Raw genomic sequence first — 21,624 nt, 5'->3', positions numbered from 1 at the left:
ACCCTAGCCCTCTCCCAGAGGGAGAGGGGACCTACCGAGTGGTATTGGCTAATTACATCGACCTGCGACTGCGCGGTGACCTTGGCTTGGCCAAGCCTGAGATCGCAATGTTCGTTCAGGTCGATGGAGTTCAAATAGGCGATTCGGTCGGCTCCCTCCCCCTCCGGGAGAGGGTTGGGCGGGCGGCGTTCCGATGAGGGTAGGCGGTTTACCCACAATCCCTGTTGGCGGATCTGTGGATAACGTGTTCGCCCATCCCTGCACCCCGTGCCAATCAAGCCCTACAGCCCTCCGATCAAAAAACAACCAGCCTAAGTCACGGATTTTCAGGGCTTTTTCGCCAGAATAACTCAGCAAGTTGCCCCCAATCTCTGTTGGCGCTTCTGTGGATAAGATGTTCGCTATCCGCTGCGACCCATACAAAACGTGGCCTGGGAAGGATTGATCGAAAAATAATCAAATCATCTCTTTCTACGCAAAACTCCCACGTAAACCCCGATTTCACACAGTCAGGAACACTTTTCCACAGCACAGGCAAAGTTACCCCCGATCTCTGTTGGTGCTTCTGTGGATAACGTGTTTGCCATCCTCTGAAAGCCATGAAAGGCGTGGCTTTCAAGCTTATGATCAAAAAACAACCAATGCGTCTCGCAAACCGTCCTTCTGGATAAGTCACGATTTTTCTTCATAAATCAGCGGTTTATTTTTCCAGTCATCCACAGTTACCCCCATTTGCTGTGGGTGGCTATGTGGATAACTTGTTTGCCAAACCTTGCAAGCCCCGTCCGGCATAGTCCAAACGGCAATTGATCACATTTCATACAGTTCTAAGACGTTGCCTTGACTTCGATTCCTGCGCTGTCTTCACTGCAATGGCACAAGGACAGCCGTCACTTATCCACATCAGGTTCTGGGAGAACGCATGATGGATAGTCAGCCGCACCGCCCCCCGCCCTCGCCACGCAAGCGCACGCTACGGCGCGCCGCCAATCAGCACGCTCGCCTGTAGCGCGCCCCACCCGCCAGACCGCTGTGCTGTCGCCGGACTTGATCCGGTGGCCAGGTGCCCGTTCGCCCATCGATTGCAGGCAACCGCAGAGTTGCCCCCATCTGCCTGATTAGAGGAACCACCTCATGACACGGATCGCAACGCCCATCAGCGAGATCAAGGAACACTACGATGTGATTGTCATTGGTTCAGGCTACGGCGGCGGCATCGCTGCCTCGCGCCTGTCCCGTGCCGGCAAACGTGTGTGCCTGCTCGAACGCGGTCGGGAAATCCAGCCCGGCGAATACCCCAACACCATGATCGCCGCCACCGAGGAACTGCAGGTGCATGACCCGGATGGCCATATCGGCTCGCGCACCGGGCTGTTCGATTTACATGTGAATGCCCAGCAGAACGTCGTGGTCGGTTGCGGCCTCGGCGGCACGTCGCTGATCAATGCCAACGTGGCCCTCGAACCGGAGCCGGGCGTATTCGATGATCCGCGCTGGCCGCAAGCGGTGCGTGAACACCGCGATACGCTGCTCAAGGACGGTTATGCCCGCGCCCGGGAAATGCTCAAACCCAATCCTTACCCGAACACTGCGCCGAACCTGCCCAAACTCGACGCCAACAAGAAATCCGCGGATTACCTCAAGCAAGGCGCGCACTTCTACAAGCCGCCGATCAACGTGACCTTCGACAAGCTGCCGAACAACCTCAACCATGTCGGCGTCGAGCAACTGCCGTGCAACCAGTGCGGCGACTGCGTTTCGGGCTGTAACAACAAGGCCAAGAACACCACGCTGATGAACTATCTGCCGGACGCCTGGAATCACGGCGCGGAGATTTTCTGTCAGGCCGAAGTGCGGCACCTGGAGCGTGATGGTGAAGGCTGGATCGTGCACTTCCAGTACCTCGACAGCGGGCGGGAGATGTTCAGCGCGCCGACGTTGTTCGTGAAGGCCGACATCGTCGTGGTCTCCGCCGGCACCCTCGGCTCCACGGAAATTCTTCTGCGCACGCGCGACAAAGGCGTGGTGATGTCCGCCCAGCTCGGCGAGAACATGAGCGGCAACGGCGACATCCTCGGCTTCGGCCACAACTGCGAGCAGACCATCAACGGCATCGGTTTCGGTGCGCACCCGGCCAAGGAACTGCACCCGGTCGGCCCGTGCATCACCTCGGTGATCGACATGCGCACCGAGGGCGATTGGCGCAGCCGCATGGTCATCGAGGAGGGCTCGATCCCCGGCGCGCTCGGCCGGCCGATGGTGCCGGCCATGGCCGGGTTTGCCGAGATGATTGGCGTGGCCACGGATGACAGCTTCAGCGGCAAGGTGAAATACAAGGAGCGTGAAGCGGAAAGCTTTCTGCGCGGCCCGTATTACGGCGCACTGCACAACATGCAGACTTACCTGATCATGAGCCACGACAGCGGCCAGGGACGGATGGTCCTCGACAACAAGGATCAACTGCGTATCGACTGGCCGGGCGTTGGCGAGCAGGAGAACTTCAAGCTCGGCAACGAGCGTTTGCAGCAGAGCACCAAGGCACTGGGTGGCGTGTGGGTGGAGAATCCGATCTGGACCAAACTGCTCAAGCACAGCATCGTCTCGGTGCACCCGTTGGGCGGTTGCGTAATGGGCGAAGACGCGGCGCAAGGCGTGGTCAATCACAAGGGGCAGGTGTTCAGCGGTGCCAGCGGCACGGATGTTTACGCTAATTTGTACGTGACTGACGGCGCGGTGATTCCGACGTCGCTGGCGGTCAATCCGCTGCTGACCATCTCCGCGGTGAGTGAGCGCAACATGGGCTTGCTCGCCGCCGACCGTGGCTGGCAGATCGACTACACGCTGCCTTCGGCGCCGCGCAAACAGGTGGCGCCGCCAACCCTCGGCGTGCAGTTCACCGAAACCATGAAAGGCTATTTCTCTCGCGCCTTCACCGCGGCGCAAAGCACTGATCTGAAAGTCTACGAAGCGGCGGCCAAACGCGGTGAGGCGGACAATTCGCCGATCGACTTCACCCTGACCATCACCGCCAACGACCTCAACCGCATGATCAAGGAGCCCGAGCACGCGGCAACCATTGTCGGCACGGTGAATGCTCCGGCACTGTCGCCACAACCGCTGACCGCCAGCAATGGCGTGTTCAACCTGTTCGAGCAATTCGAGCAACAGGTCGATACGCGCCACATGAAGTACGACATGAAACTGACCGCCGAGGACGGCAGCGACTATTTCTTCAGCGCCTTCAAAACCGTGCCGGAAGACAACGGCGTGCTGAATATCTGGCACGACACCAGCACGCTGTACGTGACGCTGTATCGCGGGCCGGACAAGACCGGCGAAGTGATCGGTTCCGGGGTGATGCACATCCATCCGACCGATTTCGCCAAGCAGATGACCACCATGAAAGTCCTCAACGCGCGTAACGAACGTGAGCGCATTGAAGGCCTGGCGCGGTTCGGCAAGTTCTTCGCCGGGATCCTCTGGGAAAGTTACGGCGGGGTGTTTGCCGGGGATATTTACTTCAACCCGGATGCACCGCCACGCCTGAAACGACCGCTGGATGCGCCGACGCCAGCGGTGCATTTCTTCCCCACCGAGGACGGTGTCGAGTTGCGCCTGACCCGGTATCAGGCCGGGAGCAAAGGCCCGGTGATGCTGGTGCATGGTTTGGGCGTCGGCTCGAATATCTTTTCCACCGACACCATCCAGACCAACCTGCTGGAATATCTGTGCAAACACGATTACGACGTGTGGTTGCTTGATTTCCGCGTGAGCATTTTGCTGCCGGCGAGCAAGAAGGAATGGAACGGCGACCAGATTGCCCAATACGATTTCAAGGCTGCCATCGCGCAGATTCAGCAGCAGACCCAGGCCAAGGACGTGCAGTGCGTGGTGCATTGCTACGGCGCAACGACCTTCTTCATGTCGTTGCTCGCCGGTTTGCAGGGTGTGCGTTCGGTGGTCTGCTCGCAGATTGCCGCTGACACCGTAGTTGCCACTGCCACAGGGCTGAAGGCCGGATTGCACCTGCCGGGGATGCTCGATGCGATCGGCATCAAGTCGATGACCGCTTACGCCGACAGCAAGGAAAACTGGTTCAACAAACTCTACGACAAGGCCCTCAACGGCTATGCGCGGATCGAGGCGCAGGGTTATTGCACCAACCCGGTGTGCCACCGCATCACCTTCATGTACGCGTCGCTGTATCGCCACGACACCCTCAACGAAACCCTGCACGACAACCTGCACGAGTTGTTCGGCGAGTCGAATATCGAGACCTTCGAGCACCTGGCGCTGATCGTGCGCAAAGGGCACCTGGTGGATTTCAAAGGCAACGATGTGTACATGCCGCACTTTGATCGCCTGACCATGCCGATCTGCTTCATCAGCGGTGCCGACAACCAGTGTTACCTGCCGGAAAGCACCCTCAAGACCTATCAGCGTTTGTGCGAAATGCATGGGCCGGAGCGCTATAGCCGGCAAGTGGTGCCGGGCTATGGCCACATCGACTGCATGTTCGGCAAGAACGCGGTGGTCGATGTCTATCCGATCATCCTTGAACACCTTGAGAAAACAGCCCTCGGTTGACTATTGACCGAGTCGAATGCTTCGCGAGCAAGCTCGCTCCCACAGGGGCACGCATTCCAATGTGGGAGCGAGCTTGCTCGCGAAAGCGGTAGGTCAGGCGCTACACCTCTTGGGTCTGCACAAGGAAATGGATGACATGGACAGCTACATCCGCTGGTTTCAACGCTTCATCTGGATCGGCATTGCGATAAACATGGTGTTCGCCCTCCCTGCGCTGTTCGCGCCGGGGTTGCTGACATCGGTGGTCGGGCTGCCGCCGCAACTCTCTGACCCATGGCTGGAGAACGCCGGGATGCTGCTGGTCGGCATCAGCGTGTTTTACATGCCGTCGGGTTTCAACGCGCCGCGTTACGTGGTGCATTCCTGGTTGTGTGTGCTGACGCGATTGATCGCGGTGATTTTCTGGATTTACCTGATCAACACCAGCTCTCAAGGCTCGGTATTCGTGCCGATGTTGATGGGCGATCTGAGCTTCTTTCTGATCCTCGGCATTCTGCTCTACCTCGGCACCGCGCCGGAGAATCGCCCTTGGGCATTGCTTTGCGATGGCTGGCGCGAGTGGCGCGCGGCGTGGCAGCGGCAATGGCAGAGTCACGCCTTCAAGGTAGGCACGCTGTTTGTCGTCGCGGTGCTCGGTTTCATCGGTTACGAGACTTGGTATCAGATGCTGCGAGTGGTGCCGGAGCAGGAATACGCCTCCGACGAAGACCACTACAAGTACGCTGCCATCGGCCTCGGCATCGAAGCGCGCATCCCGTATTACCTGTTCGCCGTGCTGCCGCAGATGTGCCCGGAGAAAATGCCCAAACCCGGTGGCTGGGAGGTTTTCGGCTTCCTCTTTGAAAACGGCAAGGACCTGCCGATCGGCATGGCCAAGCGGCAGATCGGTTACCCGACGGTAGAGCCGAACTGCGCGCTGTGCCACACCGGCTCCTACCGCGCCAATGCCAGCGACGTCGCCGTCAATGTGCCCAGCGCGCCGGCCAACACCCTGCAACTGCAAGCCTTCCAGTGGTTCGCTTACGATTGCGCCAGCGATCCGAAATTCACCACCGACGCGGTGATGGCGGCGATCAACAGCAAGTTTCAGTTGGGCTTCTTCGAGAAGCTCTACAACCGCTACCTGATCATGCCGATGGCCAAAAGCGCATTGCTCAAGCAGAAACAGGCCTACGCCTGGCAGAAGCTGCGTCCGCAACAAGGCCCGGGGCGCACCGACACCTTCAACCCGACGAAAATGGTGGTGTTTGGCTTCCCGGATGACTCGACGATCGGCACCGTCGACCTGCCGCAAGTGTGGAATCAGAAACCACGCGAATCGATGTACCTGCACTGGGACGGCAATAACAACAAGATCCACGAACGCAACTACGCCGCCGCGATGGCCGTAGGCGCAACGCCAGAATCGGTGTTGCCGCCGAGCTTCAACCGCGTGACCAACTGGCTGCTCGGGCACAAGGCGCCGGCGTGGCCGTGGGCGCTGGATCAGGCCAAGGTCGCCCAGGGCAAACCGATCTGGGAGGCCAACTGCGCGGCTTGTCATGACTTCGGGCGCGCCGATACCGGGCAGGTCACGACCAACATCGATCAGCTCGGCACTGATCCGCACCGGCTCGACTCGTTCACCACGGGGCTGGTCGCCGCGTTCCACACCTTCAAAAAACCGCCGTTCGATTTCGGCGCCTACCGCAAGACCCAGAGCTACAGCAATACGCCCACCGACGGCGTCTGGTTGCGCGCACCGTACCTGCACAACGGCTCGGTGCCGACCCTGTGGGACTTGCTGCAACCGCCGGAAAAACGTCCGCAGGTGTTCATCACCGGCTCGGATATTTACGACCCGGTCAACGTCGGTTTCGTCACCAGCGGCGCTCAGGCCAAAGCCTCGGCGGACTTCAAATACGACACGCGGCTGGAGGGCAACCACAACAGCGGTCACCTGTACGGCACGACGCTGTCGGACGACGACAAGCGTGCCTTGATCGAATTCATGAAAACCCTGTGAACCTTACGGAAAGAGGATTACGCCATGTCACTGGTCAGTCATTGGGAACACGAGTACGACAAGGTCAAAGTGCGCATTCACGGCTTGTTCACGCGCATGGAAATGGCCTGGATGAAACTCATCAGCGAGCTGGAGCCGCAGGAGTTTCAGGCGATCATCAAGCTGCTGCAACGCGGACATGATCAGGCGCAGTACGTGCTGAAGAACGGCGAGTTGCCGGACGACGAACCGAGCGTACCCTGGGAGCTGTCCCACGGTCTGTCGATCCTGCGCATCGGCAACGCCGCACCGTTGCCGCAGTCCACCGATCAACTGGCGACCCGGGTGCTCAAGGACGGCAGCCTGCTCGGCTGTCGCAAGTGGGAACTGCTGGATTTGCTGTGGAGCGAGGCGCTGCTGAAGTGGATCGAAAACCTGCGCCATCACGCGACCTTCGGTACTGACCCGGCGGTGGTGCAAATGGATCGCGACGTGACCCTGGCGATTGCCGGCGACTGGGGCACCGGGCCGTTCGACAGTCATGCGCCGGCGGTGTCGGTGGCCAATCAGATGCAACTGGCCCAGGCCGATTTCACCATTCATTTGGGCGATGTGTATTACGCCGGCAGTCATTCCCAGGAAGACGTCGACATGGCCGGTTGGCCGATGGGTACGCATGGCTCGTTTACCCTCAATTCCAACCACGAGATGTACAGCGGCGCCCACGGCTACTTCAAGGAACTGGCCAAGCGTTTTCCGGGGCAGCAGGGCACCAGTTACTTCGCCTTGATCAACGATGACTGGCTGGTGGTAGGGCTGGATTCTGCGTACGCGTCTGATGCGATGAATTTGTACATGGACGGCACTTTGAACGAGCCGCAGATCGCGTGGATGAAAGGCCTGCCAAAACGCAAAAAGCTCATGGTGCTCAGCCATCATCAGGGCTTCGATATTTCCGGGCACAACAAGACCGCGCTGTATCAACCGGTGTGCGATGCGCTGGGGCGTGAGCCGGATTACTGGTATTGGGGGCATCTACACAACGGCATCGTGTACGCGCAGCAGGGCGGTTTGCATGCGCGTTGTGCCGGGCACGGGGCCATTCCCTATGGCAATGCCAGTGAACTGGACGGGCATTCGCGGGTGTTGTGGTCGGAGACGCAGGATGCCAAGGACCCGGCATATCCGCTGCGGGTGTTGAACGGGTACGCAAAAATCAGGTTGGTGGGGGAGGAGATATTTGAGGAGTTTATTGGTGAGGATGGATCGGTGAGGTGGTCATCGAAGTGATGCAGCGATTGTAATGACGCCATCGCGAGCAGGCTCACTCCTACAATTGGAATGCGTTCCCCTGTAGGAGTGAGCCTGCTCGCGAAGCTTTTGCTTTTAGCCTTGGACAGGCACGCCTTTGAGGTATGGCGCCGGCTCGGCGCCGAGGTTGCTCAGCAAGCGCTCGCTGTACCAATCAACGAAGTTGACCACGCCAAACTCATAAGTCTTGGAGTAAGGCCCTGGCTGATAGGCGGTGGAGTTGATCCCGCGCTGGTTCTCTTCCGCCAGACGACGGTCCTGATCGTTGGTCGCGTCCCACACCTGGCGCATACGGTCGACGTCGTAATCCACGCCTTCCACTGCATCTTTGTGCACGATCCACTTGGTGGTGACCATGGTTTCCTGCGCGCTGATCGGCCACACGGTGAAGACGATGATGTGATCGCCCATGCAGTGGTTCCAAGAGTGCGGCAGGTGCAGGATGCGCATCGAACCCAAATCCGGGTTCTTGATCCGGCCCATCAGTTTCGCGCAGCCCTGCTTGCCGTCGAGGGTCATCGACACGGTGCCCTTGAGCAGCGGCATGCGCACGATACGGTTACGCAGGCCGAAACTGGCGTGGGCGTAAGGAATCTTCTCGGCTTCCCAGGCAGCAGCGGACGCAGCAACGTGATCCTTGAACGCCTGATCGGCGCGCGGGTCGGTGACGTCGTCCCACTCCAGCAAGGTTTTCAGCAGTTCCGGGTGCGACGCGTTGCAGTGGTAGCACTCGCGGTTGTTTTCCAGCACCAGTTTCCAGTTGGCCTTTTCCATCAAGGTGGTGGTGATCGCCACCTTGGTGTTCTCCATGTCGTACGGTTCCATGTAATGGTTCAGCGTCGACAGGAAGTCATCAATGGCCGGCGGGTTCTCGGCCAGGCTGATGAAGATGTAGCCGCCGGCAGTCTTCACGTTCACCGGTTTGAGGCCGTACTGCTTCATGTCGAAGTCGGCGCCCATCTCGGTGCCGGCGAACAGCAGGCGACCGTCCAGCTCGTACGTCCACTGGTGGTAGTGGCAGACCAGTTTGGCAACCTTGCCTTTTTCGCTGGTGCACAGGCGCGAGCCACGGTGGCGGCAGACGTTATGGAACGCGTGCACCACGCCTTCGGCGCCACGGATGACGATGATCGGGTTTTTGCCGACCTGCAGGGTCAGGTAGTTGCCCTTGGCCGGGATCTCGCAGGTCATACCAGCGATCAACCACTCTTTCTGGAAGATCTCCTGCATGTCGATATCGAACAGCCGTTCATCGCTATAGAACGGCTGTGGCAGTGAAAAGGTGCGCTCGCGCTCTTGCAGCATTTGTGCGGTGGCCTTGCGTGCGGGTTCCAGCGGATCGCCCAGGCTGATTTTTGCGGTGACGTCCATCGATGTGATCCTCATGGCCATCTGCGTGGCCGGCGAAAAGTGGCTGATCAGGTGTGCTGCTAACGGTTGCTACGCAAGGTGTAAAGAATCTGTATTGGTGTTGGGGCGAGTGTGGGGCCGGCGCGGGGCGGAACCTTATCCATGGGCGACATGGTGCAATCTGTTCCCGACGCGCAACCCCCGGTGGTTGGGGGCTGGTCGCGATAAGTATGCCGATGTCGCGGATAGGTAAACGGACGGTTCACGCTATACGCAGAATCGCCGACATGAGGCCGACAGTCGGCCGTGGAGAACAGCATGTCCAACAGCTTCCTGAATCCGGTCACCACCCAGACCTGGGCCAATGGCCGACACATCGTCCGTTGCGTCAAAGTCATCCAGGAAACCTGGGACGTGCGCACCTTCTGCTTTATGGCCGACCAGCCGATCCTGTTCTTCTTCAAGCCCGGGCAGTTCGTGACCCTGGAGCTGGAAATCGAAGGCCAGCCGATCATGCGCTCGTACACGATCTCCAGTTCGCCGTCGGTGCCGTACAGCTTTTCGGTAACGATCAAACGTGTGCCGGGCGGCAAGGTCTCCAACTGGTTGCACGACACGCTGCATGAGGGGCAAGAGCTGGCGGTGCACGGGCCGGTCGGGCTGTTCAATGCCATCGACTTCCCGAGCCCGAAAGTGCTGTACCTCAGCGGCGGCGTCGGGATCACGCCGTGCATGTCGATGGCGCGCTGGTTCTACGACACCAACGCCAACGTCGACATGACCTTTATCCACAGCGCGCGCTCGCCGAAAGACATCATTTACCACCGCGAGCTGGAACACATGGCGTCGCGGATCGACAACTTCAGCCTGCACCTGATTTGCGAGAAGCATGGCTTGGGTGAGCCGTGGGCCGGGTATCGCGGCTACCTCAATCACAAGATGCTCGAGCTGATGGTTCCCGACTTCCTTGAGCGCGAAGTATTCTGCTGCGGCCCGACGCCGTACATGAACGCGGTCAAGCGCCTGCTGGAAGTGGCCGGTTACGACATGTCGCGTTATCACGAGGAATCCTTCGGTGCTACGCCACCGGAAGCTCGTGCCGATGCGGTCGAGCAAGCCGAACAGGCAGCCGATGCGCCGGAAATCGATGCAGCGGATCTGCATCAGGTCGAATTCACTTCGTCTGGCAAGAGCATTCGTGTGGCACCGGGTGAGACGGTGCATGCGGCGGCGGCCAAGCTTGGCTTGATGATTCCGAAGGCGTGCGGGATGGGGATTTGCGGCACGTGCAAGGTGATGAAGCTGGGCGGCGAGGTGGAGATGGAGCACAACGGCGGGATTACCGAGGATGACGAGGCTGAAGGGTTTATCTTGTCGTGCTGCAGTGTGCCTAAAGGGGATGTGCGAATCGATTTTTGAGTGGTTCGAATTTTTGCGCACGGCTTGCCCCTCACCCCAGCCCTCTCCCGAGGGAGAGGGAGCCGATTTTTGGGCTTTTCAAAATGTGAGTTCGGCTCGGTATTTCACGTCGGCGTAACTCTGATAAACACCACGGTCAGTCCCCTCTCCCTCTGGGAGAGGGCTAGGGTGAGGGGCTTTTCAGTCGATAAACAAATCCGTCATCAACGCCGCATTACTCCCCGGTTCAAACCGGTAATGCTCAAATTCGCCAACGCCGCTCTCCCGCAAAATCTCCTCATCAATCAACAACCGCCCGGTAATCTGCCGCCCGCTGCTATCCAGAATCACATGCGCCGCATCCGCCATGATCGCTGGCGTTCGCGCCTGCTTGAACGACTCCCGATTACCCAACTGAAATTCAATCGCCGCCGTCGCAATCATCGTCTGCGGCCACAACGAATTGACACTGATCCCGTAACTGGCAAATTCCTCGCTCATCCCGATCGTCAGCATGCTCATGCCGTATTTGGTCACGGTGTAAGGGCTGAACTGGGCAAACCACTTGCTTGCCAGATTCAGCGGGGGCGACAGGTTGAGAATGTGCCCGGCAGATTTCTTCAGATAAGGCAGGGCGGCCTGGCTGCACAGCAGCACGGCGCGGGTGTTGATCTGGTGCATCAGGTCGAAGCGTTTGAGCTCGATGTGTTGCACACCGGTGAGTTTGATCGCCCCGGCGTTGTTCACCAGTGCATCGATGCCGCCGAAATGATCGTTGGCCTGAGCCAGTGCCTGGCGTACGGCGTCTTCATCACGCACATCGACTTGCAGGGCTAAAGCCTTGCCACCCGCCGCTTCGACTTCGGCGGCGACGCTGTGGATGGTGCCGGGCAGTTTGGCGTGGGGTTCGGCGCTCTTCGCCGCAATCACGATATTGGCCCCGTCCCTCGCGGCCCGTAGCGCAATCTCGCGGCCAATGCCACGGCTGGCGCCGGTGATGAACAGGGTTTTGCCTTGTAACGACATGCCGATGCTCCTGCTTATTGTTATGTGAGCGGAGGGTTCGACAGACAATGTAGACCAAGTCTTCAGGTGCGAACGAGGAGGGCTGAGTGGGCGAGTTGATCGTTCCCACGCTCTGCGTGGGAATGCAGCCCGGGACGCTCCGCGTCCCATTTTAATACCAGCACTGAACCTCGATCAGCCCCGGCATTCCCGCGTAGTTCCTGGCACTCGAATAACGCCATTGTTCTGGCAAATCCACATATCCGCGTTTCACTGGGTTGTTGTGGATGTATTCAAGCTTCTGGCGCATCACCGATTCGCTATAAACCATCTCTGCGTGGGAGCCTTCTTGCCACAACTGGTAAACCCGGTCTTGCTTGTGCGCACGTTTGCTAAAGCGCAGACGTTGCAGGGCTTTGTCTGCACCTTTGCTTTGCAGATCATCAATAATCTTTCGAGCGGTGAATGACTTGAACTGACTGAGGCATTTGCTCAGGTCGGGTGCTTGGGCGACGAAGTGAAGATGGTTTTCCAGAATCACGTAGCCGTACAGCTTCAAGTCATGGTGGGTCTGTTGATAACGCCAGCAGTTGAGCAGGTGGTCGACGATGTAGGGACGGATAAACAGCGGCAACCACTCCATGACCGTGCAGGTCAGAAAATGTGGCTTGTCGGTTTCGGTAAGGGTGTAGCGGCTGCGGCCCATGGGATTCTTCCTTGAATCTTGCGGTGCATTGGAGATGGAACGCGGAGCGTCCCGGGATGCGTTACCACGCGGAGCGTGGGAACGATCAGGATGAGTCGGGTGGCATGTTCTCGCTAGAAGAGAAGTCTGGTGTTGCGGTGGGAAAAATCATTCCCGATCGAAGATCGTCCCCACGCTCTGCGTGGGAATGCAGCCGTCGACGCTCCGCGTCATAGCGGTGTTAAGCATGTCGACAGTGGTGAGGCTGGAACGCGGAGCGTCCACGGCTGCATTCCCACGCGGAGCGTGGGAACGATCAGTGTGCGGGAGTCAGGTCAGGCGGACATGACTTCGCGGATGTCGCGAGCCAGTTCGCGGACGCGTTCTTCTTCGGTGTCCCAGGAGCACATGAAGCGCGCGCCGCCCTTGCCGATGAAGGTGTAGAAGCGCCAGTTTTTTGCGGTCAGCGCGGCAATCGCCGGTTCCGACAGTTGCAGGAACACGCCGTTGGCCTGCACCGGGAACATCAATTCGACGCCTGGAATGTCGCTGACCAGCTCTGCCAGCAATTGCGCGCAGTGGTTGGCGTGGCGGGCGTATTTCAGCCAGGCGCCGTTTTCGAGAATGCCGACCCAGGGTGCCGAGAGGAAACGCATTTTCGACGCCAGTTGCCCGGCTTGTTTGCAGCGGTAATCGAAATCTTCGGCGAGTTTGTGGTTGAAGAACAGGATCGCTTCACCCACGGCCATGCCGTTCTTGGTGCCGCCAAAGCACAGCACATCGACACCGGCCTTCCAGGTCAGATCCGCCGGCGAGCAGCCGAGGAACGCGCAGGCGTTGGAGAAACGCGCGCCGTCCATGTGCAGGTGCAGACCCAGCTCTTTGCAGGTGGCGCTGATGGCGCGGACTTCTTCCGGGGTGTAGACGCTGCCGACTTCAGTGGCTTGGGTCAGGGTGACCACACGCGGTTTCGGGTAGTGAATGTCCTGGCGCTTGAGCGCGACTTCGCGGATCGATTGCGGGGTGATCTTGCCGTTTTCGGTGCCAGCGATCAGCAGTTTCGAGCCGTTGGAGAAGAATTCCGGGGCGCCGCATTCGTCGGTTTCGACGTGGGCGGTTTCCGAGCAGATCACGCTGTGGTAACTCTGGCACAGCGACGACAGGGCCAGCGAGTTGGCGGCGGTGCCGTTGAAGGCGAAGAACACTTCGCAGTCGGTTTCAAACAATTGGCGGAAATGGTCGGCCGCGCGTGCGGTCCATTCATCGTCGCCATACGCGCGCTGGTGGCCGTGGTTGGCCTGTTCCATCGCAGCCCAGGCTTCAGGGCAGATTCCGGAATAGTTGTCGCTGGCGAATTGTTGGCTCTTGTCGGTCATGGCCGGCTTCCGTGGTCGAGACTCTTGTGAAGGCTCGTGGTCAATGAGGGTGCGCACTTTACCGAAGATCTTCCGGGGAGCACACGGGATGTCACGTTCAGGAAATTACCAGTTTGTAGGACGATTATGCACCTGAGCAAACGCGACGGCGCACTGGATCTGCTCAAGTGGCTGGCGCTGCTGTGCATGTTGCTCGATCACCTGCGATATGCCGGGTTCTCCGCCGATTGGCTGTATGTGCCTGGGCGGCTCGCGTTTCCGTGGTTTTGCCTGGCGATGGCGGCGAATCTGGCGCGCGACGGGTCGCGGAGGATGGAATGGCGCTATCTGGGCTGGTTGATGCTGTTCAGTGCAGTCAGTGAGATTCCCTATCGGCTGTACATTCCTGAGCCCGATACGTTGAACGTGATGCCGACGCTGGCGTTGGGCTTGCTGGTGGCGCGGGGGTGGCAGGATCCCTCGAGCATGTCGCGATTGCTGGGTGTTGCTGCGCTGGTGCTGGCCGCCATGTTTCCGGAACGACTGATGTTTGGTTTGTTCGGGATTCTGTTGCCGCTGGCGTTGCTGCTGGTGTTTCGCCGGCCGTGGTATTTCAGCCTGCTGCCGGGGTTGGTGTGTCTGGCGGCCAACCAATGGCAAGTCCTGTACGACTCGGCGAGGTTCGGCAGTAGCGTCGCCATCCTCGGGATTGCCATTTGTCTGTTTGCGCCAGTGCTCGGGCTGTTCCTGTTGCGACATGTGCGACATCTCCAGCCACCGCCGATGCGGCGCTGGGCGTACGCCCTGTATCCCGCGCATTTCCTCCTGCTACTCGCCGTCCGCCAACTCTTTACATAACCCTGTGGGAGCGAGCTTGCTCGCGAAAGCGGTGTGTCAGCCAGCATTGATGTTGACTGACACGGCCTCTTCGCGAGCAAGCTCGCTCCCACAGGGTTCTTCGTCATATTGAGGACTGTGTCTGTCAGGGCATTTCCAGCCATGTCGTAAACGCACCTTTGCGTGGCGCGCGCAGGCATTTGAGCTGTCTGCGCCGGTCATACCATCGGCATCAAAGGGCACTGCCTTCAATGCCAGTGCCTTACCGAGACGAATGGCGCACAGATGCCGCTGGGAGAGACGCGATGTTCAGCAAGCAAGACCAGATCCAGGGTTACGACGATGCACTGCTGGCGGCGATGAATGCCGAGGAGCAACGTCAGGAAGATCACATCGAGCTGATCGCGTCGGAGAACTACACCAGCAAACGCGTGATGGAAGCGCAAGGCAGCGGCCTGACCAACAAATACGCCGAAGGTTATCCGGGCAAGCGCTACTACGGTGGCTGCGAGCATGTGGATAAAGTCGAAGCGCTGGCCATCGAACGCGCCAAGCAACTGTTCGGCGCCGATTACGCCAACGTCCAGCCGCACTCCGGTTCTTCGGCCAACAGCGCCGTTTACCTGGCGCTGATCCAGCCGGGCGACACCATCCTCGGCATGAGCCTGGCCCACGGCGGGCACCTGACCCACGGCGCCAAAGTGTCGTCTTCGGGCAAGCTCTACAACGCCGTGCAGTACGGTATCAACACCGACACCGGGCTGATCGATTACGACGAAGTCGAGCGTCTGGCCGTCGAGTGCAAGCCGAAGATGATCGTCGCCGGGTTCTCCGCGTACTCCAAGACCCTCGACTTCCCGCGCTTCCGTCAGATCGCTGACAAGGTCGGTGCGCTGCTGTTTGTCGACATGGCTCACGTCGCCGGTCTGGTCGCCGCCGGTCTGTACCCGAACCCGCTGCCGTACGCCGACGTGGTCACCACTACCACGCACAAAACCCTGCGCGGTCCACGTGGCGGCTTGATCCTGGCCAAGTCCAACGAAGAGATCGAGAAGAAGCTCAATGCTGCCGTGTTCCCCGGCGCCCAGGGCGGCCCGCTGATGCACGTCATCGCCGGTAAAGCCGTGTGCTTCAAGGAAGCGCTGGAGCCAGGCTTCAAGGCGTATCAGCAACAGGTGATCGACAACGCTCAGGCGATGGCCAGCGTGTTTATCAAGCGTGGCTACGATGTAGTGTCCGGCGGCACCGACAACCACTTGTTCCTGGTCAGCCTGATCCGTCAGGGCCTGACCGGCAAAGACGCCGACGCCGCCCTCGGGCGCGCGCACATCACCGTCAACAAGAATGCCGTGCCGAACGACCCGCAATCGCCGTTCGTGACCTCGGGCCTGCGCATCGGCACCCCGGCCGTCACAACTCGCGGCTTCAAGGTGACCCAGTGCGAAGTGTTGGCTGGCTGGATTTGCGACATCCTCGACAACCTCGGTGATGCCGATGTCGAGGCCAATGTTGCCCAGCAAGTGTCGGCCCTGTGCGCTGACTTCCCGGTTTACCGCTGAGCGTTCTGGAGTAAATGACTATGCAACGCTATTCGGGCTTCGGCCTCTTCAAACACTCCCTCAGCCACCACGAAAACTGGCAGCGCATGTGGCGCACGCCAACGCCGAAGAAGGTCTACGACGTGGTCATCGTCGGCGGCGGCGGGCACGGTCTGGCGACTGCTTACTATCTGGCCAAAGAGCACGGCATCACCAACGTCGCCGTGGTCGAGAAAGGCTGGCTGGGCGGCGGTAACACCGCGCGCAACACCACCATCGTGCGGTCCAACTACCTGTGGGACGAGTCGGCGCACCTCTACGAACACGCAATGAAACTGTGGGAAGGCCTGTCACAGGATCTCAACTACAACGTGATGTTCTCCCAGCGTGGCGTCTACAACCTGTGCCACACCCTGCAGGACATCCGTGATTCCGAGCGTCGGGTCAGCGCCAACCGCCTCAATGGCGTCGATGGCGAACTGCTCAACGCCAAGCAAGTCGCTGACGAGATTCCGTACCTCGACTGCTCGAAAAACACTCGCTACCCAGTGTTGGGCGCGACTGTTCAGCGTCGCGGCGGCGTTGCCCGTCACGATGCCGTGGCCTGGGGCTTTGCCCGTGCCGCTGACGCCCTCGGTGTCGACTTGATCCAGCAGACCGAAGTGATCGGCTTCCGCAAGGAAAACGGCGTGTGCATCGGTGTGGAAACCAACAAGGGCTTCATTGGCGCCAAGCGCGTCGGTGTGGTCACGGCCGGTAACTCCGGGCACATGGCCAAACTCGCCGGTTTCCGTCTGCCGATCGAATCCCACCCGCTGCAAGCGCTGGTGTCCGAGCCGATCAAGCCGATTATCGACAGCGTGATCATGTCCAACGCGGTGCACGGTTACATCAGCCAGTCTGACAAGGGCGATCTGGTGATCGGCGCCGGTATCGACGGCTACAACGGCTACGGCCAGCGCGGTTCGTATCCGGTGATCGAGCACACCATCCAGGCCATCGTCGAGATGTTCCCGGTGCTGTCGCGGGTACGCATGAACCGGCAGTGGGGCGGCATCGTCGACACCACGCCGGACGCTTGCCCGATCATTTCGAAAACCCCGGTCCCGAACATGTTCTTCAACTGCGGTTGGGGCACCGGCGGCTTCAAGGCCACACCTGGCTCGGGCAACGTGTTTGCCGCGAGTCTGGCCAAGGGTGAAATGCACCCGTTGGCCGCCCCGTTTTCCATCGACCGTTTCCACAACGGCGCACTCATCGACGAACACGGCGCTGCTGCCGTCGCCCACTAACAGGAGAAATCCCCATGTTGCATATCTTCTGTCCTCACTGCGGCGAACTGCGCTCCGAAGAGGAATTCCACGCATCCGGTCAGGCGCACATTCCGCGCCCGCTCGACCCTGGCGCGTGCACCGACGAGGAGTGGGGCGACTACATGTTCTTCCGCGATAACCCGCGCGGTCTGCACCACGAACTGTGGGATCACGTTGCCGGTTGCCGCCAGTACTTCAACGTCACCCGCGACACCGTGACCTACGAGATTCTCGAAACCTACAAGATCGGCACCAAGCCGCAATTCACCGACAAGGCTGATTCGGCGAAAACAGCCACGACGGCGCTGGGAGAGAAGGTATGAGCCAGACCAATCGCCTGTCCAACGGTGGACGGATCGACCGCAACAAAGTGCTGAGCTTCACCTTCAACGGTCAGAGCTACAAAGGCTTCGAGGGTGACTCGCTGGCCGCCGCACTGATCGCCAACGGCGTCGACATCATTGGCCGCAGCTTCAAGTATTCGCGTCCTCGCGGGATCTTCGCCGCCGGTGCCGAAGAGCCGAACGCGGTGCTGCAGATCGGTGCTACCGAAGCCACGCAGATTCCCAACGTGCGCGCCACGCAACAGGCGCTGTATCAAGGTCTGGTTGCGACCAGCACCAACGGCTGGCCGAGCGTCAACAACGACATGATGGGTATTCTCGGCAAGGTCGGCGGCAAGCTGATGCCGCCGGGCTTCTACTACAAAACCTTTATGTACCCGCAATCGTTCTGGATGACCTACGAGAAGTACATTCGTAAGGCTGCCGGTCTGGGCCGTTCGCCGACCGAAGTCGATCCGGACACCTACGATTACATGAACCAGCATTGCGACGTGCTGATCGTCGGCGCTGGCCCGGCCGGTCTCGCCGCTGCCCCGGCCGCTGCGCGCAGCGGTGCCCGAGTGATTCTTGCCGATGAGCAGGAAGAGTTCGGTGGCAGCCTGCTCGATTCCCGCGAAAGCCTCGACGGCAAACCGGCGATGGACTGGGTAGCCAGCGTCATCACTGAACTGAAGAACACCCCGGACGTGCTGCTGTTGCCGCGCGCCACGGTCAACGGTTACCACGACCACAACTTTCTGACCATTCACGAACGCCTCACCGATCACCTCGGTGACCGTGCGCCAATCGGTCAGGTGCGTCAGCGTATTCACCGTGTCCGCGCCAAGCGTGTCGTGCTGGCGACCGGTGCTTGCGAACGTCCGCTGGTTTACGGCAACAACGACGTGCCGGGCAACATGCTTGCCGGTGCGGTGTCGACTTACGTGCGTCGCTACGGTGTGGCACCGGGCAAGAAGCTTGTCCTCAGCACCAACAACGATCACGCCTACCGCGTTGCTCTGGATTGGCTCGACGCCAGTCTGCAAGTGGTGGCCATCGCCGATGCGCGCAGCAATCCGCGTGGTGCGCTGGTAGAAGAAGCGCGCGCCAAAGGCATCCGCATCCTCACCGGCAGCGCCGTGATCGAAGCCCGTGGCAGCAAGCGCGTCACCGCTGCTCGTATTGCCGCGATCGATGTCAAAGCGCACGCCGTGACCAGCCCGGGCGAATGGCTCGACTGCGATGTGATCGCCAGTTCCGGCGGTTACAGCCCGGTCGTTCACTTGGCCTCGCACCTCGGTGGCAAGCCGACCTGGCGTGAAGACATCCTCGGTTTCGTACCGGGCGAAGCACCGCAGAAGCGCGTGTGCGTTGGTGGCATCAACGGCGTGTACGGTCTCGGCGATTCGCTGGCTGACGGTTTTGAAGGTGGCGTGCGCGCTGCCGCTGAAGCCGGTTTCCAAACCGTCGAAGGCGTGCTGCCAAAAGCCCTGAGTCGTCTCGAAGAGCCGACGCTGGCGCTGTTCCAAGTGCCGCATGAAAAGAACACCGCACGGGCGCCGAAGCAATTCGTCGACCTGCAAAACGACGTGACCGCCGCCGCCATCGAACTGGCAACCCGCGAAGGTTTCGAGTCGGTCGAGCACGTTAAACGCTACACCGCACTGGGCTTCGGCACTGATCAGGGCAAGCTCGGCAATGTCAACGGTCTGGCCATCGCGGCCCGCTCGCTGAACGTGACCATCCCGCAGATGGGCACCACCATGTTCCGTCCGAACTACACGCCGGTGACTTTCGGCGCCGTGGCCGGTCGTCATTGCGGGCACATCTTCGAACCGGTTCGTCACACCGCGCTGCATGCCTGGCATGTGAAGAACGGTGCCGAGTTTGAAGACGTCGGTCAGTGGAAGCGTCCATGGTACTTCCCGAAAAACGGTGAAGACCTGCATGCCGCCGTGAAGCGCGAATGCAAAGCCGTGCGCGACAGCGTCGGCCTGCTCGACGCCTCGACCCTCGGCAAGATCGACATTCAAGGCCCGGATGCCCGCGAGTTCCTCAACCGCGTGTACACCAACGCCTGGACCAAACTCGACGTGGGCAAGGCGCGCTACGGTTTGATGTGCAAAGAAGACGGCATGGTCTTCGACGACGGTGTCACGGCGTGCCTGGCGGACAACCATTTCGTCATGACCACCACCACCGGCGGCGCGGCGCGCGTGCTGCAGTGGCTGGAGCTGTACCACCAGACCGAATGGCCGGACATGAAGGTTTACTTCACCTCCGTGACTGACCACTGGGCGACCATGACCCTGTCCGGGCCGAACAGCCGCAAGCTGCTCAGCGCCGTGACCGACATTGATCTGAGCAACGAAGCGTTCCCGTTCATGACCTGGAAAGAAGGTCTGGTCGGCGGCGTGCCGGCGCGGGTGTTCCGCATCTCGTTCACCGGTGAGCTGTCGTACGAAGTCAACGTGCAGGCCGACTATGCGATGGGCGTGCTGGAGAAAATCGTCGAGGCCGGCAAGCAGTACAACCTGACCCCGTACGGCACTGAAACCATGCACGTCCTGCGTGCCGAGAAGGGTTTCATCATCGTTGGCCAGGACACTGACGGCTCGATGACTCCGGACGACTTGAATATGGGCTGGTGTGTCGGTCGCACCAAACCGTTCTCGTGGATCGGCCAGCGTGGGATGAACCGTGAAGACTGTGTGAAGGATCAGCGTAAGCAGTTGGTCGGCTTGAAACCGATCGATCCGAACGTGTGGCTGCCGGAAGGTGCGCAACTGGTGTTCAACACCAAGCAGGCGATCCCGATGACCATGGTCGGTCACGTGACCTCCAGTTACGCGCACAACTCCCTCGGTTATTCGTTTGCCATGGGTGTGGTCAAGGGCGGTCTGAAGCGCATGGGTGAGCGGGTGTTTGCACCGCTGGCCGATGGCAGCGTGATCGAGGCGGAGATTGTTTCTTCGGTGTTCTTCGATCCGAAGGGTGATCGCCAGAACATTTGACACTGATCGTTCCCACGCTCTGCGTGGGAATGCATCCCGGGACGCTCCGCGTCCCAAGAGCGGACGCAGAGCGTCCATGGCGGCATTCCCACGCAGAGCGTGGGAACGATCAAGAATTCAGGAAGGTGCTTTATGACCACAGCCAATGTTTACCAACAACGCCCGACCACCGGGGCCAAGGCCGAGTCGTCGCTGCACCATGCCGACCTCGCCAGCCTGGTCGGCAAGGGCCGCAAGAACGCCGGCGTGATCGTGCGGGAAAAGAAACTCCTCGGTCACCTGACCATTCGTGGCGATGGCCACGATGCCGCGTTCGCCGCCGGTGTGCACAAGGCCCTGGGTATCGAACTGCCCGGCGCTCTGAGCGTGATCGTCAAAGGTGAAACCAGCCTGCAATGGATGGGCCCGGACGAGTGGCTGCTGATCGTGCCAAGCGGTGAGGAATTCGCCGCCGAACAGAAACTGCGTGAAGCCCTGGGCGATCTGCACATCGCGATCGTCAATGTCAGCGGCGGCCAGCAAGTGCTCGAACTGAGCGGGCCGAACGTGCGTCAGGTGCTGATGAAGTCCACCAGCTACGACGTGCACCCGAACAATTTCCCGGTGGGTAAAGCGGTCGGCACGGTGTTTGCCAAGTCGCAGTTGATGATTCGCCACACGGCCGAAGACACCTGGGAATTGCTGATTCGTCGCAGTTTTTCGGATTACTGGTGGTTGTGGTTGCAGGATGCTTCGGCTGAGTACGGGTTGAGCGTTCAGGCCTGAAAGATCAAAAGCCACCCCCTCACCCCAGCCCTCTCCCCCAGGGGGGGGAGAGGGGGAAGGGAGCCGATTTCGGGTGTTTTTGTGATCTATATTCACCCGCGATATTTCAGGTCGGCGTAGCTCGAAAGAACACCTCGGTCAGTCCCCTCTCCCTCTGGG

14 protein-coding genes are annotated in these 21,624 nt (G+C 60.0%); 10 read left to right on the top strand and 4 right to left on the bottom strand.

Annotated features, from left to right (window positions below; translation table 11 throughout):
- Positions 1–1,134: 1,134 nt before the first annotated feature.
- The 3 genes from AB4O11_RS06055 to AB4O11_RS06045 all read left to right on the top strand — a co-directional run bounded on the left by AB4O11_RS06055 (position 1,135) and on the right by AB4O11_RS06045 (position 7,861).
- Positions 1,135–4,587: an alpha/beta fold hydrolase gene (locus AB4O11_RS06055; protein ID WP_460130343.1), complete on the top strand. Its 3,453-nt coding sequence runs from the start codon at positions 1,135–1,137 to the stop codon at positions 4,585–4,587.
- Between the two features lie 136 nt (positions 4,588–4,723).
- Entirely contained in the window at positions 4,724–6,592 is a 1,869-nt protein-coding gene (locus AB4O11_RS06050; protein WP_460089132.1) for a c-type cytochrome, read from the top strand.
- A gap of 24 nt (positions 6,593–6,616) precedes the next feature.
- Positions 6,617–7,861: a metallophosphoesterase family protein gene (locus tag AB4O11_RS06045; RefSeq protein WP_093429905.1), complete on the top strand. Its 1,245-nt coding sequence runs from the start codon at positions 6,617–6,619 to the stop codon at positions 7,859–7,861.
- Positions 7,862–7,957: 96 nt separating this feature from the next.
- Here AB4O11_RS06045 and gbcA read toward each other — a convergent pair whose 3' ends face one another.
- Positions 7,958–9,253 carry a glycine-betaine demethylase subunit GbcA gene (gene gbcA / locus AB4O11_RS06040; protein WP_093429906.1) on the bottom strand — a complete coding sequence of 432 codons (1,296 nt, stop codon included), beginning with the start codon at positions 9,251–9,253 and terminating at the stop codon, positions 7,958–7,960.
- Positions 9,254–9,550: 297 nt separating this feature from the next.
- Here gbcA and gbcB point away from each other — a divergent pair, with 297 nt between their 5' ends.
- Complete coding sequence (gene gbcB, locus AB4O11_RS06035; RefSeq protein WP_093429907.1) at positions 9,551–10,651, top strand: glycine-betaine demethylase subunit GbcB; 1,101 nt, start codon at positions 9,551–9,553, stop codon at positions 10,649–10,651.
- 180 nt (positions 10,652–10,831) lie between these two features.
- On the opposite strand, the gene AB4O11_RS06030 is transcribed toward gbcB, so the two are convergent.
- The 3 genes from AB4O11_RS06030 to AB4O11_RS06020 form a co-directional block, all read right to left on the bottom strand.
- Positions 10,832–11,656 (bottom strand): SDR family oxidoreductase, encoded by an 825-nt coding sequence (locus AB4O11_RS06030; RefSeq protein WP_099757370.1) that lies wholly within the window; start codon positions 11,654–11,656, stop codon positions 10,832–10,834.
- Positions 11,657–11,807: 151 nt separating this feature from the next.
- Positions 11,808–12,341 carry an REP-associated tyrosine transposase gene (locus tag AB4O11_RS06025; protein WP_093429909.1) on the bottom strand — a complete coding sequence of 178 codons (534 nt, stop codon included), beginning with the start codon at positions 12,339–12,341 and terminating at the stop codon, positions 11,808–11,810.
- Between the two features lie 314 nt (positions 12,342–12,655).
- On the bottom strand, positions 12,656–13,696 hold the full coding sequence (locus tag AB4O11_RS06020) for a threonine aldolase family protein (RefSeq protein WP_093429910.1): 1,041 nt from the start codon (positions 13,694–13,696) through the stop codon (positions 12,656–12,658).
- 126 nt (positions 13,697–13,822) lie between these two features.
- On the opposite strand from AB4O11_RS06020, the gene AB4O11_RS06015 reads away from it, so the two are divergent.
- The 6 genes from AB4O11_RS06015 to AB4O11_RS05990 all read left to right on the top strand — a co-directional run bounded on the left by AB4O11_RS06015 (position 13,823) and on the right by AB4O11_RS05990 (position 21,465).
- On the top strand, positions 13,823–14,533 hold the full coding sequence (locus tag AB4O11_RS06015) for a TraX family protein (protein WP_116254355.1): 711 nt from the start codon (positions 13,823–13,825) through the stop codon (positions 14,531–14,533).
- Between the two features lie 284 nt (positions 14,534–14,817).
- On the top strand, positions 14,818–16,071 hold the full coding sequence (gene glyA, locus AB4O11_RS06010) for a serine hydroxymethyltransferase (RefSeq protein WP_460089128.1): 1,254 nt from the start codon (positions 14,818–14,820) through the stop codon (positions 16,069–16,071).
- 20 nt (positions 16,072–16,091) lie between these two features.
- Positions 16,092–17,342 carry a sarcosine oxidase subunit beta gene (locus AB4O11_RS06005; protein WP_034155011.1) on the top strand — a complete coding sequence of 417 codons (1,251 nt, stop codon included), beginning with the start codon at positions 16,092–16,094 and terminating at the stop codon, positions 17,340–17,342.
- Between the two features lie 14 nt (positions 17,343–17,356).
- Positions 17,357–17,686, top strand: coding sequence for a sarcosine oxidase subunit delta (locus AB4O11_RS06000; RefSeq protein ID WP_007913119.1), 330 nt, complete (start codon positions 17,357–17,359; stop codon positions 17,684–17,686).
- Positions 17,683–20,700 (top strand): sarcosine oxidase subunit alpha, encoded by a 3,018-nt coding sequence (locus tag AB4O11_RS05995; RefSeq protein ID WP_460130342.1) that lies wholly within the window; start codon positions 17,683–17,685, stop codon positions 20,698–20,700. The genes AB4O11_RS06000 and AB4O11_RS05995 overlap by 4 nt, the downstream gene beginning before the upstream one ends.
- Before the next feature lie 132 nt (positions 20,701–20,832).
- A complete protein-coding gene (locus AB4O11_RS05990; protein WP_008086919.1) occupies positions 20,833–21,465 on the top strand; it encodes a sarcosine oxidase subunit gamma in 633 nt (210 codons plus the stop codon).
- Positions 21,466–21,624 lie beyond the last annotated feature (159 nt).

The organism is Pseudomonas sp. H1_D05, assembly GCF_054682705.1.
This window is presented reverse-complemented; position numbering and strand designations above follow the sequence as displayed.

Excerpts from the sequence above, each read along its gene's own strand:
- AB4O11_RS06005 (WP_034155011.1), top strand. The coding sequence starts at position 16,092 with ATGCAACGCTATTCGGGCTTCGGCCTCTTCAAACACTCCCTCAGCCAC.
- AB4O11_RS06000 (WP_007913119.1), top strand. The coding sequence starts at position 17,357 with ATGTTGCATATCTTCTGTCCTCACTGCGGCGAACTGCGCTCCGAAGAG.
- AB4O11_RS06045 (WP_093429905.1), top strand. The coding sequence starts at position 6,617 with ATGTCACTGGTCAGTCATTGGGAACACGAGTACGACAAGGTCAAAGTG.
- AB4O11_RS06025 (WP_093429909.1), bottom strand. The coding sequence starts at position 12,341 with ATGGGCCGCAGCCGCTACACCCTTACCGAAACCGACAAGCCACATTTT.
- glyA (WP_460089128.1), top strand. The coding sequence starts at position 14,818 with ATGTTCAGCAAGCAAGACCAGATCCAGGGTTACGACGATGCACTGCTG.
- gbcB (WP_093429907.1), top strand. The coding sequence starts at position 9,551 with ATGTCCAACAGCTTCCTGAATCCGGTCACCACCCAGACCTGGGCCAAT.
- AB4O11_RS05995 (WP_460130342.1), top strand. The coding sequence starts at position 17,683 with ATGAGCCAGACCAATCGCCTGTCCAACGGTGGACGGATCGACCGCAAC.
- AB4O11_RS05990 (WP_008086919.1), top strand. The coding sequence starts at position 20,833 with ATGACCACAGCCAATGTTTACCAACAACGCCCGACCACCGGGGCCAAG.
- AB4O11_RS06050 (WP_460089132.1), top strand. The coding sequence starts at position 4,724 with ATGGACAGCTACATCCGCTGGTTTCAACGCTTCATCTGGATCGGCATT.
- AB4O11_RS06020 (WP_093429910.1), bottom strand. The coding sequence starts at position 13,696 with ATGACCGACAAGAGCCAACAATTCGCCAGCGACAACTATTCCGGAATC.
- AB4O11_RS06030 (WP_099757370.1), bottom strand. The coding sequence starts at position 11,656 with ATGTCGTTACAAGGCAAAACCCTGTTCATCACCGGCGCCAGCCGTGGC.
- gbcA (WP_093429906.1), bottom strand. The coding sequence starts at position 9,253 with ATGGACGTCACCGCAAAAATCAGCCTGGGCGATCCGCTGGAACCCGCA.
- AB4O11_RS06015 (WP_116254355.1), top strand. The coding sequence starts at position 13,823 with ATGCACCTGAGCAAACGCGACGGCGCACTGGATCTGCTCAAGTGGCTG.
- AB4O11_RS06055 (WP_460130343.1), top strand. The coding sequence starts at position 1,135 with ATGACACGGATCGCAACGCCCATCAGCGAGATCAAGGAACACTACGAT.